Source organism: Paractinoplanes durhamensis, from assembly GCF_016862175.1.
Lineage (GTDB): Bacteria > Actinomycetota > Actinomycetes > Mycobacteriales > Micromonosporaceae > Actinoplanes > Actinoplanes durhamensis.
In genome coordinates, this window is sequence record NZ_BOML01000019.1 from 370,479 (window position 1) to 384,454 (window position 13,976).

At 68.5% G+C, this 13,976-nt stretch carries 15 protein-coding genes; 11 read left to right on the plus strand and 4 right to left on the minus strand.

All coding sequences use genetic code 11. The features are described 5' to 3' along the window. Positions 1-66: 66 nt before the first annotated feature. Positions 67-831, minus strand: coding sequence for a DUF1775 domain-containing protein (locus tag Adu01nite_RS11385; protein ID WP_203726546.1), 765 nt, complete (start codon positions 829-831; stop codon positions 67-69). Between the two features lie 132 nt (positions 832-963). On the opposite strand from Adu01nite_RS11385, the gene Adu01nite_RS11390 reads away from it, so the two are divergent. The 6 genes from Adu01nite_RS11390 (at position 964) to Adu01nite_RS11415 (ending at position 7,372) form a co-directional block, all read left to right on the plus strand. After that, positions 964-1,173, plus strand: a complete 210-nt coding sequence (locus tag Adu01nite_RS11390) for an RNA-binding S4 domain-containing protein (protein WP_203726547.1) — start codon at positions 964-966, stop codon at positions 1,171-1,173. Positions 1,174-1,321: 148 nt separating this feature from the next. Next, positions 1,322-2,677, plus strand: coding sequence for an ABC transporter substrate-binding protein (locus Adu01nite_RS11395; RefSeq protein WP_203726548.1), 1,356 nt, complete (start codon positions 1,322-1,324; stop codon positions 2,675-2,677). An 11-nt stretch (positions 2,678-2,688) separates the two neighbouring features. After that, complete coding sequence (locus tag Adu01nite_RS11400) at positions 2,689-3,645, plus strand: carbohydrate ABC transporter permease (protein WP_203726549.1); 957 nt, start codon at positions 2,689-2,691, stop codon at positions 3,643-3,645. Continuing rightward, entirely contained in the window at positions 3,642-4,508 is an 867-nt protein-coding gene (locus Adu01nite_RS11405) for a carbohydrate ABC transporter permease (RefSeq protein WP_203726550.1), read from the plus strand. Before Adu01nite_RS11400 ends, Adu01nite_RS11405 begins: the two co-directional genes overlap by 4 nt. 125 nt (positions 4,509-4,633) lie before the next feature. Next, on the plus strand, positions 4,634-5,509 hold the full coding sequence (locus tag Adu01nite_RS11410) for a hypothetical protein (protein ID WP_203726551.1): 876 nt from the start codon (positions 4,634-4,636) through the stop codon (positions 5,507-5,509). 465 nt (positions 5,510-5,974) lie between these two features. Next, positions 5,975-7,372: a GDSL-type esterase/lipase family protein gene (locus tag Adu01nite_RS11415; protein ID WP_239132307.1), complete on the plus strand. Its 1,398-nt coding sequence runs from the start codon at positions 5,975-5,977 to the stop codon at positions 7,370-7,372. A gap of 720 nt (positions 7,373-8,092) precedes the next feature. Here the strand turns inward: Adu01nite_RS11415 and Adu01nite_RS11420 are convergent. Both Adu01nite_RS11420 and Adu01nite_RS47715 read right to left on the minus strand, forming a co-directional pair. Further along, positions 8,093-8,461, minus strand: coding sequence for an FKBP-type peptidyl-prolyl cis-trans isomerase (locus Adu01nite_RS11420; protein WP_203726552.1), 369 nt, complete (start codon positions 8,459-8,461; stop codon positions 8,093-8,095). Positions 8,462-8,590: 129 nt separating this feature from the next. Next, positions 8,591-8,791 carry a hypothetical protein gene (locus Adu01nite_RS47715; RefSeq protein ID WP_239132324.1) on the minus strand — a complete coding sequence of 67 codons (201 nt, stop codon included), beginning with the start codon at positions 8,789-8,791 and terminating at the stop codon, positions 8,591-8,593. Between Adu01nite_RS47715 and Adu01nite_RS11425 the strand changes: the two genes are divergently transcribed. From Adu01nite_RS11425 to Adu01nite_RS11445, 5 genes are all read left to right on the plus strand, one after another. Then, entirely contained in the window at positions 8,694-9,497 is an 804-nt protein-coding gene (locus Adu01nite_RS11425; protein ID WP_239132320.1) for a lytic polysaccharide monooxygenase, read from the plus strand. The two genes, Adu01nite_RS47715 and Adu01nite_RS11425, sit on opposite strands and share 98 nt — an antisense overlap. 87 nt (positions 9,498-9,584) lie before the next feature. Next, positions 9,585-9,860: a hypothetical protein gene (locus Adu01nite_RS11430; protein WP_203726554.1), complete on the plus strand. Its 276-nt coding sequence runs from the start codon at positions 9,585-9,587 to the stop codon at positions 9,858-9,860. A 15-nt stretch (positions 9,861-9,875) separates the two neighbouring features. Beyond that, positions 9,876-11,267 (plus strand): DUF4331 domain-containing protein, encoded by a 1,392-nt coding sequence (locus Adu01nite_RS11435; protein WP_203726555.1) that lies wholly within the window; start codon positions 9,876-9,878, stop codon positions 11,265-11,267. Continuing rightward, positions 11,264-11,611: a phospholipase gene (locus tag Adu01nite_RS11440; RefSeq protein ID WP_203726556.1), complete on the plus strand. Its 348-nt coding sequence runs from the start codon at positions 11,264-11,266 to the stop codon at positions 11,609-11,611. The genes Adu01nite_RS11435 and Adu01nite_RS11440 overlap by 4 nt, the downstream gene beginning before the upstream one ends. A gap of 39 nt (positions 11,612-11,650) precedes the next feature. Beyond that, on the plus strand, positions 11,651-12,646 hold the full coding sequence (locus Adu01nite_RS11445) for an AraC family transcriptional regulator (RefSeq protein ID WP_203726557.1): 996 nt from the start codon (positions 11,651-11,653) through the stop codon (positions 12,644-12,646). Here Adu01nite_RS11445 and glgC read toward each other — a convergent pair. After that, on the minus strand, positions 12,643-13,875 hold the full coding sequence (gene glgC / locus Adu01nite_RS11450) for a glucose-1-phosphate adenylyltransferase (RefSeq protein WP_203726558.1): 1,233 nt from the start codon (positions 13,873-13,875) through the stop codon (positions 12,643-12,645). The two genes, Adu01nite_RS11445 and glgC, sit on opposite strands and share 4 nt — an antisense overlap. Positions 13,876-13,976: the final 101 nt, after the last annotated feature.

Here is a 13,976-nt window from a genome sequence, read left to right on the forward strand (position 1 = left end):
CCGCGCCCCACGCGCATCATCACGACACAATCCCACGTCCACCAGGCGCGGGAGTCTTCAGTTGGGTCAGGGCTTGAGGCTCCACTTGCCGGCCGAAACCGGCTCCTTCGTGTCCTCCGCCTTGGCCGGCGCCTTCTCGTCCTCGTCGTCCGGTTCGTCCTCTTCGTTGGCCCGGTGCCGCCCGCGCAGGAAGTAGACCGCCCCGCCCAGCAGCACCAGCGCGGCGATCACCCAGCCGCCGATCGACAGGAGCGAGGGCCCGCGGGTGGCGTCGGCCACCGCCGCGGCGAAGGCGGCGCTCTCCGGGTCCTCGGCGGTCGTGCCGGTCGTGTCGGTCGCGGTGCCACCGTGCGCATGCGTCGCCGTCTGGCCTTCGGCCGCCGGCGTCAGGGCGAGCTGGGCCGGCATCGTCGGCCCGGGCTTCCCATCCGCGTACGTCGTGGCCAGCGTGAACCGCATCGTGCTCAGGGTCGGCAGCGGCCCGATCGCGATGGACAGGTCGGCCGACTTACCGGGCGCGAGCTGGCGGCCCGGCATCGCGAGCCAGATGATCGACTTGGCGCTCTCGGTCGCCGGGGTGCCACCGTGGATGGTGGCGAGCGGCGTCGCGAGCGGCTTCATCACGATCTTCGGAGCCCAGTCGTCCACCGACAACGGGTAGACCTCGGCGACCGGGGTGTCGTCCGGAATCTGGAGGGTGACCGAGCCGAGCGGCGCGGTGCCCGTGTTGGTCAGATGGAAGGTCAGGTTCTCCCCACTGCCCTGCGCGGCGGTCGTGGGGGAGACCGTCACGTCGGCGAACGCGGGAGCGGCGACAAGGACGCCGATCACCGCGGCAACCGCGGGAACACCCGCTCGGCGGGCGATTGAGAAGTGCCTCACGAGAGGTAGTTCGGATCCCGCCGCTCGATGGTTCAACCACCCGCGAACATCTTTTTGAATCGCTTCGGAGATGATGACGTGATGCGTGACGTGGAGATCGACAGCGACATGATCAGACTCGGACAGTTCCTCAAGCTGGCCGATCTGATCGACACCGGCGGCGAGGCGAAGATCGTGATCGCTGCCGGTGACGTGTCGGTCAACGGCGAGGTCGACACCCGGCGTGGGCGGCAGTTGCACCCCGGTGACGTGGTCGAGGTGTTCGGCAAGGAGGCCCGCGTGTCCAGGTAGGACCTTCGGTCGGGGCATCGACGTCCGTTTGTGCGACGGCGTGCGACGAACGGTTGACATTGCGTGATCTCGGGCATGTACTGAGGTCCGTGTGTTACCGGCGTCACATTTTCGCCGCTGAGGACGTCTGCCTCGACGAGGAGGTCCCATGTCGCGTGCGCACATCCGATCCACCATCGCCGCTTCACTCGTGCTGGCCCTGGCCGGTTGCGCGGGCTGGGGTGGCGGGCCGGGTGGCGGTGGCCCGGACACCATCAACGTCCTGATGGTCAACAACCCGCAGATGATCGACCTGCAGCGACTCACCGAGGCCAACTTCACCAAGGCCACCGGCATCCACGTCAACTTCACCGTGCTCCCGGAGAACGACGTCCGCGACAAGATCAGCCAGGAATTCTCCAGCCAGGCCGGTCAGTACGACGTCGCGTCGCTCAGCAACTTCGAGATCCCGATCTACGCGAAGTCGAAGTGGATCGCGCCGCTCGACGACTACACCAAGGCCGACACCCAGTTCGACCAGGCCGACATCCTGCCGCCGATGACCCAGTCGCTGACCGCCGACGACGGCAAGCTCTACGGCGAGCCCTTCTACGGCGAGTCGTCGTTCCTGATGTACCGCAAGGACATCCTGGACGCCAACGGCATCACCATGCCGGCCAACCCGACCTGGCAGCAGGTCGCCGACATCGCCGCCCAGGTCGACGGCAAGCAACCCGGCATGCGCGGCATCTGCCTGCGCGGCCAGCCCGGCTGGGGCCAGATCTTCGCCCCGCTCACCACCGTGGTCAACACGTTCGGCGGCACCTGGTTCGAGAAGGACTGGACCCCCAAGGTCAACAGCCCCGAGTTCACCGCCGCCACCAAGTTCTACGTCGACCTCGTCCAGAAGCACGGCGAGAACGGCGCCCCCCAGGCCGGCTTCACCGAATGCCTGAACAACACCATCCAGGGCAACACCGCGATGTGGTACGACGCCACCAGCGCCGCCGGATCACTCGAAGCCGACGATTCCCCGGTCAAGGGCAAGATGGGGTACGCCGCCGCACCGGTCGACAAGACCAGGAGTGCCGGCTGGCTGTACGCGTGGTCGTGGAGCATCCAGCAGGCCAGCAGCAAGAAGGACAACGCCTGGAAGTTCATCTCCTGGGCGTCCTCCAAGCAGTACGAGGAACTGGTCGGCCAGCAGGTCGGCTGGTCCAGCGTGCCGGCCGGCAAGCGCGCCTCCACCTACCAGAACCAGGAGTACCTGGCGGTCGCGAAGGCGTTCGCCGAGCCCACCGAGGCCGCCATCTCCAGCGCCGACCCGCGCAACCCCGGCGTGCAGCCGAGGCCCGCGATCGGCATCCAGTTCATCGACATCCCCGAGTTCACCGACCTGGGCACCCAGGTGTCGCAGTACGTCAGCTCCGCCATCGCCGGGCAGATGAGCGTCGACGAAGCCCTCGACCGGGGCCAGCGCCTCGCCGAGGACGTCGCCGAGCGCTACCAGTCCCGGCAAGAGTGAGGAGGCCGTAGATGACGTCCGTCGCCGAGAAGTCACGCGTCGGCACCGCCGGGACGCCACCACCCGGAACCGCCCGCCGCGCCTCCGCCTGGGTGCGCCGCGCGCCGCTGCTGCCCGCCCTGATCTTCATGATCATCGTGACCCAGCTGCCGTTCGTGGCCACCCTGGTCATCTCGTTCATGGACTGGAACGCCTACTACCCCGATGAGCGTGGCTTCGCCGGGTTCGACAACTTCGTGCGGGTCTTCACCGACGTCAACATGCGCGACGCGGTCTGGACGACGATCCTGCTCACCGCCGGCGTCGTACTCATCAGTCTGTTGCTGGGTCTGGGCATTGCTCTTCTGCTCGACCGTAAGTTCCGGGGCCGCGGCGCGGTGCGCACCATGATGATCGCGCCGTTCCTGGTGGTGCCGGTGGCCGCCGCCCTGATCTGGAAGCACGCGCTCTACAACCCGGAGTACGGCCTGTTCAACGGCGCGCTCACCTGGTTCTGGGGCCTCTTCGGCTCGGACAACCCGCCGCAACCGGACTGGATCAGCAACATGCCGCTGTGGGCGGTCATCTTCTCGCTGGTCTGGCAGTGGACCCCGTTCATGATGCTGATCCTGCTCGCCGGGCTGCAGGGGCGGCCGCTCGACGTGATCGAGGCGGCCCGCATCGACGGCGCCAACTCCTGGCAGATCTTCCGCAGCATGACGCTGCCGCACCTGCGGCAATACCTCGAGCTGGGGGCTCTGCTGGGCTCGATCTACATCGTGCAGAACTTCGACGCGGTCTTCACCATCACGTCCGGTGGCCTCGGCACCGCCAACCTGCCGTACACGATCTACCAGATCTTCTACCAGGCCCACGACTACGGCCGCGCCTCCGCCGCCGCCGTGATCGTGGTGATCGGCACCATCATCATCGCGACGTTCGCCCTGCGGACAGTCTCGTCGCTCTTCCGTGAGGAGTCCGGCCGATGAGCACCGTCGCTCACGCATCGACCACCGATGCGGCCACCCCCAAGAAGAAGGACCGCGGGGGACCGTGGTTGTCCCTGCTCGCCTGGGTGGTCGGCCTGCTGTTCGTGCTGCCGGTGGTGTGGATGGTGCTCACCTCGTTCCACTCCGAGGCCGACGCCGCCACCAACCCGCCCGCCGTCTTCGCCCCGCTCACCCTGGACGGCTACCGCGAGTTCTTCTCCGGCGGCGCCAGCCCCTGGCCGCCGCTGCTCAACTCACTCACCGCCAGCGTGGTGTCCACGATCGTCGTGCTGCTGCTGTCGCTGCCGGCCGCGTACGCCCTGAGCATCAAACCGGTCCGCAAGTGGACCGACACGCTGTTCTTCTTCCTCTCCACCAAGATGCTCCCGGTCGTGGCCGGCCTGCTCCCGCTCTATCTCTTCGCGCAATACGCCGGCCTGCTCGACAACATCTGGCTGCTGATCCTCTTCTACACCTCGATGAACCTGCCGATCGCGGTCTGGATGATGCGCTCGTTCCTGTCCGAGGTCCCGGTCGAAATGCTGGAAGCCGCCCAGATGGACGGCGCCAACCTGATCAAGACCCTGCGCTCGGTGATCGCCCCGGTCGTCACCCCCGGCATCGCCGCCACCGCCCTGATCTGCTTCATCTTCAGCTGGAACGAGTTGCTGTTCGCCCGCGTCCTCACCGCCACCGTCGCCGAGACCGCGCCGGTCTTCCTCACCAGCTTCGTCACCAGCCAAGGACTGTTCCTCGCCCAGTTGTGCGCGGCCGCGTTCGTGGTGTCGCTGCCGGTGCTGACCGCCGGTTTCGCCGCCCAGGACAAGCTGGTCCAGGGCCTGTCCCTGGGCTCGGTGAAGTAACCCTCAGCTTCCGCCCCGCCCCCGAAAGAGGTGGCCGGTCCCGTCCCCCGCGGGACCGGCCACCTTTTCTACTGAAATCCGGATTCCGGCCGGAACCAGGAGGCCATCCGGATCGTCGAACACATATGACTCGTCTCCGCGGCACCCTGATGGCCGCCGCTGTTCCCCTGCTTCTGATCAGTGCGTGCGCACAGCCCGCCGGCAACAGTGCGGCGGCGTCGACCGACAGCCGAGAGAGCCCCGCCGCGTACCCCCAGGACGCCGACGAGCTCGTGCTGCGAGTCGAATCGTTCGGCGGCTTCGTGCCGGCCGAGCAGAACATCGGCCGTATCCCCGAGGTAAGCATCTACGCCGGCGGCCGGATGATCACCGAAGGCCCGGTCACCGCCATCTATCCCGGCCCCGCCCTGCCCAACCTCCAGGAGCAGACCATCACCCCCGAGATGGTCCAGGCCCTGGTGAAGAAGGCGCAGGAGGCCGGCGTACGCAACGGAGCCGACTTCGGCAGCCCCAACATCGCCGACGCCCCCTCGACCCGGGTCGTGGCCGGCGACCAGTCGGTGAGCGTGGTCGCGTTGAACGAGGCTCAGCCCGCCGACCCGAAGCTGACCACCGCCCAGCGGGCCGCCCGCACCAAGCTGGCCGCCTTCGTGCAGACGGTCCGCCAGCTGAACGCCGCCGCCGGCGTGGCGGCCCCGGTCGCCTACCAGCCCACCGCGATCGCGGCGCTGGCCCGCACCTACGTGGCGCCCCAGGCCGACCAGCCGAAGAGCCCCGAAACCGCATGGCCCGGCCCGGCCCTGCCCGGCGCATCGATGAACCCCGGCTTGGGCATCGGCTGCGTCGACGTGCTGGGAGCCGACACCGCGAAGGTCCTGACCGCCGCGAAGACCGCCACCACGATCACCCCGTGGACCAGCGGCAACGCGAAGTGGTCGATCACCTTCCGCCCACTGCTTCCCGAGGAGAAGAGCTGCGCCACCTTGAAGGGGGTGCAGTGACGCCGATCGGGGAGCCGCTCGAGCCGGGCGAGGACGACCGGTTCGAGCAATGCACCGGGGGTGAGGAGGACGGGCCGGGACAGGACCACCCTGTACCGGCCCGTCCGGCCTGCCGCCCATGGCTGACCGCAACCCGCGGAGACCGCCGCTGACAGCCGTCCCACCCCGCTTGCCTACCCCGGCTTTGCCCAGCCCGCTCTGCCCAGCCGCTTTTGCCCGACCCCCTTTTGCCCGACCCCCTTTTGCCCGACCCCTTTGCCCAACCCCCTTTGCTCGGCCGCTTTTGCCCGACCCCCTTTTGCCCGACCCCTTTGCCCAACCCCCTTTGCTCGGCCGCTGCTTGGCCTGGCCGCAGGCTGCGGCCAGGCCTACGGCTTTGGCCGTGGGATGGGGGTTGCTTCGTCGAAGCGGTTCGACGACGATCGGCAACATGCCCAAAACATTGATGTCGATTGATTCGTGGTCATGAGGCCGCGACGTCGCGCGGCCGGCTGGGGTCTCGCCTTGGCCGCCGCTCTCTCCGTGTTCTCCGCGCCGGCCGCTGCTTCGGCATCGCCCGTGCTTGCCGTGCCGGGCGCTGCCCCGGCGTTGCCCGTGCTTGCCGTGCCGGGCGCTGCCCCGGCGTTACCCGTGCTTGCCGTGCCGGGCGCTGCTTCGGCGTTACCCGTGCTTGGCGCGCCGGGCGCTGCTTCGGCGTCGCTCGCGCTTGCTGCGCCGGGCTCGTCGACCAGCGCGGGGTCGGCCGGCTCGCCGGGCTGGGCCGGTGCGTGGGCGACCAGTCCGCAGCGGGAAGCCGGGCCCACCTTTGCGCAGCAGACGCTTCGGCTGCTGGTTCATCCCACCATCGGCGGGTCGTCGGTGCGGCTGCGGCTGTCCAACGCGTTCGGCGCCGCCGATGTCACCTTCGGCGCGGTCGGGGTGTCACGTGCGGTCGCCTCCGGGTCGGCCGAGCTGGTGGCCGGTACCTCGCGGCCGGTCACCTTCCGCGGCCGGGGCTCGGTCACCGTCAAGGCCGGTGCGACGGCGGTCAGCGATCCGGTCGCGCTGAGCGTCGCCTACGGCCAGGACCTTGCCGTCGACCTCTATGTCACGGCCGGCGGGGACGCGGCGGCGATCACCGGGCACGATGCGGCTCAGGGAACCCAGTTCGTCGGCGCGGGAAATCAGGCCGGGGCGCCGGCGGCGGCGTTCACCGGTTACATCAACTCGTGGTTCTGGCTCGACGGGGTCGATGTGCGGCCGGGGCGGGCGGTGCGCGGCAGCATCGTGGCGCTCGGCGACTCGATCACCGATGGCGCCTACACGACCTGGAACGGCAACGACCGCTGGACCGATGTGCTCGCAAGCCGGCTCGGCGGTGCCTACGGCGTGCTCAACCAGGGGATCGGCGGCAATCAGGTACTCACCGATCGCACCGACTGCTGCGGGGCCGGCACCAGCATCGCGGCCCTCAAGCGGGAGAGGGCCGACGTGCGCGAGCAGACCGGCGTGCGTTATCTGATCCTCGCCGACGGCATCAACGACATCGGCTACAACGCGGCGGCGGCCGACCTGATCGCGGGGCTCCGGACCATCGCGCAGCGCGCGCACGCGTCCGGCATCCGGGTGATCGGCGCGACCATCACCCCCTACGGCTGCGAGTCCGGCTGTTTCGGCCCGGAGCAGGAAGCCGTCCGCCAGGAGGTCAACGCCTGGGTGCGCACCACCCGCAGCCTGGACGGAGTGGCCGACTTCGACGCCGCGATCCGCGACCCGGAGAACCAGGCGCAGGTGCTCCCGGCCTACCAGGCCGACCACCTGCACCCGAACATCGCCGGCCAGCGAGCCATGGCCGAGTCGATCGACCTGCACCTGTTCAATTGACTGGATCAACCCATCAACATTGACATGTTGATGTCATGTTGACTGGATCAACATTGACGTCCAGCCCACAGGCTCGCCCGCCGGGTGCTTCGCGGCGAAGCGCCGCGGGGCATCCGGCGCGCGGCTTGCGGTGAGCCGGTGAGCCGGTGAGCCGGCGGGTGGGCGGCTGGCTTGCGCCGCGCCTGCAGGTGCGTCCCGGTGGGCGTGTCTGGGGCGTGAGCCGTCGCCTTGCTTGCGGTGAGCCGGCGGGCGGGCGGCTGGCTTGCGCTGCGCGCGCGGGTGCGTCCCGGTGGGCGTGTCTCGGGGCGTGTGCGGTGAGCTGGCGGGTGGGGGCTGGCTTGCGCTGCGCGCGCGGGTGCGTCCCGGCGGGCGTGTCTGGGGGTGTGGGCCCTTGCCTTGCTTGCGGTGAGCCGGCGGGTGGGCGGCTGGCTTGCGCTGCGCCCGTGGGTGCGTCCCGGTGGGCGTGTCTCGGGGCGTGCGCCGTCGCCTTGCTTGCGGTGAGCCGGCGGGTGGGGGCTGGCTTGCGCTGCGCCCGCGGGTGCGTCCCGGCGGGCGCGTCTCGGGGCGTGCGCCCTCGCCTTGCTTGCGCTGTGCAGGCGGGGGCGGGGCTGGTGCGGTTGGGAGCGGTGACGTGCGTACCGTGCGCTTGAAGTTGATCTTTGTGGTGCGGAAAGAGGGAGGCAGCCGTGGTGGCCGCCTCCCTCTCTCGCTGGGGTTGATCTACTGGACGCCGAGCAGGTCGACGATGAAGATCAGCGTCTCGTTCGGCTTGATCACGCCGCCGGCGCCCCGCGCGCCGTAACCCAGGTGCGGGGGGATGGTCAGCTTGCGGCGGCCGCCGACCTTCATGCCCTGGACGCCCTGGTCCCAGCCGCCGATGACCTGGCCGGCGCCGAGCGCGAAGTCGAACGCGTCGCCGCGGTCCCACGAAGCGTCGAACTGCACGCCGTTGGAGTGCGAGACACCCACGTAGTGCACGGTCACGTGCTGGCCGGCTGCCGCCTCGGGGCCGTCGCCGACGGTGATGTCCTCGATCACCAGGTCGGCGGGCGGCGCGCCCTCGATCGGGCCGATCTCCGGCTTTTCCATGTTTCTCCTCCGGTTCGGTTGGAACCTCGCCATGCAATCACACCGCCGACAAAGGTGAACGGCTGGCCATGTGTCTGCGTACTTCCCCGTGCGGAGCCTCTCCGGCACCGCTGCCGAAGATTTTGGGAGTTACGTCATGGTCCGCCGACTCGCTGCTGTTGCCGCCGCCGCGGCTCTGGTGCCGCTGATTCCCGCGCTGCCCGCGTTCGCGCACGGCGCGCCGACCACCCCGATCAGCCGGACCGCGGCCTGTGCGGCCGGTGGCGGCACGGCGACCGGGACGGCGGCGTGCAAGGCGGCCCGGGCGGCGAACGGGGAGGCGTTCGGCACGTTCGACAACCTGCGGGTGGCGAACGTCAACGGCAACGACAGGAAGTTCGTGCCGGACGGGAAGTTGTGCAGTGGCGGGCTGGATCAGTTCAAAGGTCTGGACATCGCGCGCGACGATTTCCCGTCGACGTCGGTGACCGGCGGGAAGTCGCTGGCGATCAAGTACCGGGCGACCCTGCCCCACACCGGAAGTTTCCGGATTTATCTGACTAAGCAGGGGTTTGATCCGGCGAAGAAGCTCGCCTGGGGTGATCTTGGCAGCTCGGCGCTCGCCGAGATCAAGGACCCGCCGCTGCGCGATGGCTCCTACGAGATGAGCGTGAAGCTTCCGTCGGACCGGACCGGGCGCCAGATCCTCTACATCGTCTGGCAGACCTCGAGCACGGCCGACACCTACTACTCGTGCTCGGATCTGGTCTTCCCGGCGGCGGCTGCGACGGTGAAGAAAACGCCGAAGCCGAGCGCGTCGACGGTCAAGGCCGCGGCCAAACCGACTGTTACGGCAACGAAAACTTCCGATGCACCGGAGATTGTCGAGACCACCGAACCGGCCGCCGAGCAGACCCAGGCCATCACTCCGGTGGGTAAGGAAAGCCAGGTCACCCTCGGTCATCAGATCGTCGTGGGGGCCCTGATCCTCGGCGGCGGCTTCCTCGTGTTCGCGGTCGTCGGAGGTTTTCTCCGCAGGCGCCGCGAAAACCGTTGAACCGCAGCGGTTCGGCCTTCGTACTGATGGGCGTCGACGCTAGCAAGCCCGTTCCAGTCCCTTCCGTGAAATGACGAAAGGCCGACCATGAGTCGTGTTCGTTACGGCAGTCGGGCGGCAAACCGCCTGTCCCGCCGCAAGGTTCTCACCATCGCCGCATCGGTGGGCGTCGGTGCCTCCGTTGCCGGGGTCGCGGGGCTCAGCCTCGCAGGTGAGAGCGAGGCGAAGGACGACGGCCAGCCGCTGGTGATCTCGCTGCGGGACGCGTCCAAGGGCACCATCGACATTTTCAAGGGCGGTTCCAAAAAGACCGTCACCAACAAGAAGCTCGCTGCTGAGCTTGTCAAAGCCGCGAAGGCCTGAAAGGAGCTTTACTAAATGTCTTCCCATCGTGAAGCTCCGGAAATCAGCAAGGACCCGGTTGCTGACTCGTCCGACCTCTACGCGTTCGTCAGCCCCGACGACCCGGACACCGTGACGATCATCGCCAACTACGTTCCGATGCAGTTGCCGGCCAGCGGCCCGAACTTCTTCGAGTTCGGTGACGACGTCCTGTACGAGATCCACATCGACGCGAACGGCGACGCCCGGCCGGACATCACGTACCAGTTCCGGTTCCGGACCGAGCTGCGCAACGACAAGACGTTCCTGTACAACACCGGCCAGATCAAGTCGCTCGACGACGAGAACTGGAACCGCCGGCAGTTCTTCTCGGTGACGAAGGTCGACTCGCACGGCAAGAGCACGGTGCTGCACTCGAAGCTGCCCTGCCCGCCCTGCAACGTCGGCAAGATCTCCATCCCGGACTACGCCAAGCTCGCCGAGGATGCGGTCGCGAAGCTGAAGACCGGTGAGAAGGTCTTCGCCGGCCAGCGCGCCGACGCCTTCTTCGTCGACCTCGGCTCGATCTTCGACCTCGGCACGCTGCGGCCCTTCCAGGACAAGCACCTGGTCGGCGCGAGCCTGTTCAACTACGCCGGCAAGGCGGTCAACGCCGTCGACAAGCTGAACGTGCACTCGATCGCCCTGCAGATCCCGCTGCACATGGTGCGCCGGGACGGCAAGAAGAAGGTCCGCGCCACCGACCCGGGCGCCGTCATCGGCGTGTGGACGTCGGCGAGCCGCCGCCAGGTGCAGGTGCGCCAGGGCGACAAGAAGAACGCGGACGTCGAGGTCGGCCCCCAGGTGCAGGTGTCCCGCCTGGGTAACCCCCTCGTCAACGAGGTCGTCATCCCGATGGCGCAGAAGGACCTCTTCAACAGCCTGGAGCCCAAGGAGGACAAGCGGTTCTCCCAGTTCGTCGAGCAGCCGGAGCTGGCGCAGCTGCTGCCGGTGCTCTACCCGGGCCTGTTCGACAACCTGGCCGCCCTCAACAAGGCCAAGACGCCGCGCGCCGACCTGGTCGCGGTGCTGCTCACCGGTATCCCGGACGGGCTGATCGACGGGTTCCAGAACACCACCGGCGACACCAAGGCGGACATGCTGCGGCTCAACACCGCGATCCCGCCGGTCAAGGCGCCGAAGAAGTTCGGCCTGCTCGACGGTGACCTGGCCGGCTTCCCGAACGGGCGGCGCATCGAGGACGACGTGGTGTCGATCTCGATCAAGGCGGTCGCCGGTGTCACGTTCGCTCTGGTCGACGCGAAGTTCAAGCCCGACGCCGCGGCCGGTCTGGTCGAGCAGGGCCTGAGCATCAAGGACTCGAGTGCCGGCCTGCTGAAGAAATTCCCCTTCCTGGGTACGCCGTTCGATGGGTTCAACAATCCATGATCAGCCACGATCACCACCACCATCACACGATGGCGCCGTCCGGCCAGGGCACGGTCGTCCTCAACATCGGCTACGGCATCGGCGCACTGGTGATCCACACCCCGGGCCGGCTGCACGGGCACGAGATCGAGGTCAGCCCGGTCAACGACCCCGCACATCGGACACATGCCGCGGTTCGCGCCCGGTACGTGCGCGGCGGGGTGCTGTGGAGTGTGGTCATCGACAGCCTCCCGGCCGGCCGCTACACGGTGTGGCGTGACCCGGTGACCGCGCTGGCCGAGATCGAGGTGCCCGGCGGCGGTGTCGCCGAGTTCGAGTGGCCGGCCGAGGTCGCGGTCGCCTGACCCCCGCGCCGTCGTCCCCGCAGGTCTAGGGTGGACGGCATGGTCGGCCCGGCCGCACCCCTCGACATCCCCGTGCACGTCGCTCTGCGCACGCGCGACGTGGGTGAGGCGAGGGCGTTCTGCCAGAAGTTGTTCTACGGCCCGCTGCAGGTCACCCCGGTCGGTGACTGCAGCGGGTTCGCTTTTTTCGGTGACGTGGTGATGCTCGGCCCGGTGACCGTCGGCGAGATCAGCTACGGGTCCGACGTGCACGTGAACATCGCCGACCTCGAGACGGCCTACCACGTGCTCGCCCCGATCACCGGCACCCTGCGGTCCCGCCACCGCGGCACCACCGTGCTGGCCGACCAGACCCGGGCCGCGGTCTACCGGCCGATCGGCGCCATCGACCTCGACTGGCCCGGCGACTGCCGGCTGCTCAGCGTCAAGATCGAGCGGGCCGCCCTGGAGCGCGAGCTCGACGCGGCGCTCGACCAGCGGATCGTGTCGCCGCTGCTGCTGGGGGAGAGCTTCGACCTGGTCGACGGCCCCGGGCGCACCTGGGCGGCGCTGGTCCGGCTGCTGCACGCCGAGCTGTGCGCCGAGGACGGCCTGGCCCGGGAGCCCAGGATGGCGGCCCGCTGGCGCGACATGGTGGTCAGCGGCCTGGCCCTGACCGTCGAGCATCCGTATGGTGACGAGCCGGCCGGCCTGCAGGGCCCGCGCCGGCCGCGCACCGTCAAACGCGCCCTCGACGCGATGCACGCCGAGCCGTGGCGCCAGTTCACCGCCACCGAGTTGGCCGCTGTCGCCGGCGTCGGGGTGCGGGTGCTGCAGGAGTCGTTCCGCCAGCACGTCGGGCAGTCGCCGCTGGCCTACCTCAAGCGCCTGCGCCTCGACGGGGTGCACGCGGAGTTGTCCCGCTCGGACCCGTGGCAGGTCAACGTCAGCGAAGTGGCCTACCGATGGGGCTTCACCCACCTCGGCCGCTTCGCCGGCGCCTACCGCAACCGCTACGGGATCTCCCCGTCCCAAACGTTGCGCGAGCGGCGTTAGAGCTCGACGGGCTGGCCCTTGCCGATGACCACGATGCCGTTGTCGGAGACGGTGTAGAGCTTGCGGTCGCGATCGAGGTCGACGCCGATCTGGGCGCCCTCCGGGATCACCACGTTCTTGTCGATGATGGCGTTGCGCAGGATCGCGCGCCGGCCCACCGACACGCCCTCCATCAGCACCGAGCCCTCGACGTGCGCCCACGAGTTGATCCGCACGTTCGGCGAGATCACCGAGCGCTCCACCAGCGAGCCGGACACCACCACACCGGGGGAGATCATCGACTCGATGGCGCGGCCCTGCCGGTCGTCGAAGCCGTGCACGAACTTCGCCGGCGGCCATGAGCCGTAGTTGGTGAAGATCGGCCAGTCGTGGTTGTAGAGGTTGAAGATCGGCAGCGTGGCGATGAGGTCCATGTGGGCCTCGTAGAACGAGTCGAGCGTTCCCACGTCGCGCCAGTAGCCGCGGTCGCGGTCGGTGCTGCCGGGCACCTCGTTGTCGCGGAAGTCGTAGACGTTCGCCTCGCCCCGCTCCACGAGCATCGGGATGATATTTCCGCCCATGTCGTGTTTGCTGTCGGGGTTCTGCGCGTCCTTCGTGACCGCCTCGCACAGCGCCCGCGTGGTGAACACGTAGTTGCCCATCGACGCGTAGACCTCGTCGGGGGAGTCGGCCAAGCCCTGCGCGTCGCGCGGCTTCTCCCGGAAGGCCTTGATCTTCTTACCGTCCTCGGCCACGTCGATCACGCCGAACTGCCAGGCCTCGGACTTGGGCTGGCGGATGCCGGCCACCGTCACCGCGGCGCCCGAGGCGATGTGGTCCTCGACCATCTGCTTCGGGTCCATGCGGTAGATGTGGTCGGCGCCGAACACGATCACGTAGTCGGGCGACTCGTCGTTGATCAGGTTGAGGCTCTGATAGATCGCGTCCGCGGAACCGGAGAACCAGCGCGGGCCGAGTCGCTGCTGGGCCGGCACCGGGGTGACGTAGTTGCCGAGCAGCGTGGACATCCGCCACGTCTTGGTGATGTGCCGGTCGAGCGAGTGCGATTTGTACTGGGTCAGCACGACGATCTTGAGGAAGCCGCCGTTCGCCAGATTCGACAGCACGAAATCGATCATGCGATAGATGCCGCCGAAGGGCACGCCGGGCTTAGCCCGGTCCGCCGTCAGGGGCATCAGGCGCTTACCTTCACCACCGGCCAGAACGATCGCAAGCACCTTGACAGCCATGGCAGAACGCTAACTTTCCGCCAGCGCTAACGCCAGCCGAAGAAGGCAACTCACCGGACAACATTCCGGTGCATACACGATATCTGATCTTGGGCGCCGTC

Bases quoted from the DNA above. Each gene is read 5' to 3' on its own strand.
- Adu01nite_RS11390 (WP_203726547.1), top strand. From the start codon at position 964: ATGCGTGACGTGGAGATCGACAGCGACATGATCAGACTCGGACAGTTC.
- Adu01nite_RS11395 (WP_203726548.1), top strand. From the start codon at position 1,322: ATGTCGCGTGCGCACATCCGATCCACCATCGCCGCTTCACTCGTGCTG.
- Adu01nite_RS11400 (WP_203726549.1), top strand. From the start codon at position 2,689: ATGACGTCCGTCGCCGAGAAGTCACGCGTCGGCACCGCCGGGACGCCA.
- Adu01nite_RS11405 (WP_203726550.1), top strand. From the start codon at position 3,642: ATGAGCACCGTCGCTCACGCATCGACCACCGATGCGGCCACCCCCAAG.
- Adu01nite_RS11410 (WP_203726551.1), top strand. From the start codon at position 4,634: ATGACTCGTCTCCGCGGCACCCTGATGGCCGCCGCTGTTCCCCTGCTT.
- Adu01nite_RS11415 (WP_239132307.1), top strand. From the start codon at position 5,975: ATGAGGCCGCGACGTCGCGCGGCCGGCTGGGGTCTCGCCTTGGCCGCC.
- Adu01nite_RS11420 (WP_203726552.1), bottom strand. From the start codon at position 8,461: ATGGAAAAGCCGGAGATCGGCCCGATCGAGGGCGCGCCGCCCGCCGAC.
- Adu01nite_RS11430 (WP_203726554.1), top strand. From the start codon at position 9,585: ATGAGTCGTGTTCGTTACGGCAGTCGGGCGGCAAACCGCCTGTCCCGC.
- Adu01nite_RS11435 (WP_203726555.1), top strand. From the start codon at position 9,876: ATGTCTTCCCATCGTGAAGCTCCGGAAATCAGCAAGGACCCGGTTGCT.
- Adu01nite_RS11440 (WP_203726556.1), top strand. From the start codon at position 11,264: ATGATCAGCCACGATCACCACCACCATCACACGATGGCGCCGTCCGGC.
- Adu01nite_RS11445 (WP_203726557.1), top strand. From the start codon at position 11,651: ATGGTCGGCCCGGCCGCACCCCTCGACATCCCCGTGCACGTCGCTCTG.
- glgC (WP_203726558.1), bottom strand. From the start codon at position 13,875: ATGGCTGTCAAGGTGCTTGCGATCGTTCTGGCCGGTGGTGAAGGTAAG.